This is a genomic window from Oleiphilus sp. HI0132, assembly GCF_001635845.1.
The window spans coordinates 1-1,725 of sequence record NZ_LWGJ01001679.1 but is presented as its reverse complement, the minus strand read 5'-3'; the positions used below and the strand labels follow the sequence as shown (position 1 = coordinate 1,725).

General features: G+C 50.5%; 1 protein-coding gene. It reads right to left on the bottom strand.

Translation table 11 applies throughout. The features are described from left to right. Positions 1-67: 67 nt before the first annotated feature. Positions 68-1,725: DEAD/DEAH box helicase (locus A3766_RS25705; RefSeq protein WP_068643238.1), on the bottom strand; the 1,658-nt coding region annotated here is incomplete at its 5' end.

Below are 1,725 nucleotides of genomic sequence, written 5' to 3'. Positions count from 1 at the left end.
GCGGTTTGGATCAAGCCAGCAAAAGCCTCGAGGCGGTTTGTGGCAAATAAAGCAACGGTAATGCACATCAAGCAGCCTCCTTGCCTTCGACTTTGTTGAAAATACGGGACTGGATATCACGCTTGTTAAACTGGAAGGCCAAGAGGCAGGAAGCTTGATAGCGTGTTAAGCCAAAGTCCTGGCGATACGCAGGAGGTAGATACCGAAGTTGTTGAGCGGTCGCAGCTTGGTTTAACCACTTGCGGGATTTGCTGGCAGCATCTTCGGTTTCATGCTCATTCAACCAGTCATCTGCAGCGGCTAGGCAAACCGTTCGCTCCCCCATGGCGAGTAATCTCGCAGGCAGTTTTTTACCACCGCCCATTCCAAACCAGTGACCTGCCAGAAAGAACACACCTGCCCACGCCTCGAAGCCAGTCGCCATCAAAGCGGCATCGTCACCAAACAAATCACACCAACGGAAAGAAGAGCGTTTAAGCAGGTCAATTTCAGACATCACAAAGTCCGTCAGATCAACTTTCCCATCGCCCTCTGTTCGCTCCCAAACATGACCGCAAAGAGAACACTCCTTTGCGGCAGCAGGTAACATTGCACCGCATTCTGGGCACTCTTTTTGTGGCGCTTCGCCTTGCCCCTCGTGGCCATCCAAGTTCACATCCTGCTCTAATGACCCGTGAAGCATGGTGCTTGTGCCGAAGTCGAGCACCACACAATCACTTTTCACAACGCCCGGATGCTCGTTTGGGTCGACAGTTCGAAGACCGCGCCCAATCATTTGAATCAGCGTCGATTTATAAGAACTTGGCCGTAGCAGAACAACACAACTGGTTGGAGGGAAATCCCAGCCTTCGGTGAGCACCGCAACATTAACAACAACCTGAGACTCACCAGATTCAAAGCGAGACAGAGCTGCCTTTCTCGCCTCACTTGATAATTCGCCATGAATAACTTCAGCACTGATACCTGATGCTGAGAAGGCTTCCGCTACATTCTTGGCGTGCTGGACGGTCGAACAAAACACCACAGTAGGACGGTCATGAGCCTTGTCTTTCCAGTGACGTATTACCGCTTCGGTGATAGGAGCTTTGTTCATAATGGCGTCGACAGCCGCCATGTCGAAATCATCAGCAGTACGTTTGACTTGAGACAGCTCTCCTTGGGTCCCCACATCAACTACGTAAGTTCTGGGTGGAACCAAGAGTCCTGATTGAATGAGTTCAGCCAAGGTGATTTGATCACTCACATTGCTGAATACGGGACGCAATGCTTTGTTATCACCCCGGTTGGGAGTAGCAGTGACACCAAAAATTGCCACATCGGGATTGCGATCACGAACACTATCAATGATGCGACGATAGGTCGGTGCCGCCGCATGATGCGCTTCATCGATAACCAGGAGATCAAGTTTCGGCATCTTCTTTAAGTTCGATTCGCGCCCTAAGGTTTGCACCATGGCGAAGGTCGTTTGACCGTTCCACGACTTTTCTTTTGCGTCATAAATCGAAGTCGAGATACTCGGATTAACACGACTGAACTTGGCAGCATTTTGTGTTGTGAGCTCATCACGATGAGCAAGCACACAAGCTTTGGCATCTTCATTTTCTAACCACTGTCCGGTGACACCGGACAACATGATCGTTTTACCGGCGCCCGTAGGCGCCACCCCCAGTGTGTTTTGGTGTTTATCAAGCGCAGTTAGACTGCGCTCAACAAACAGTTTTTGAC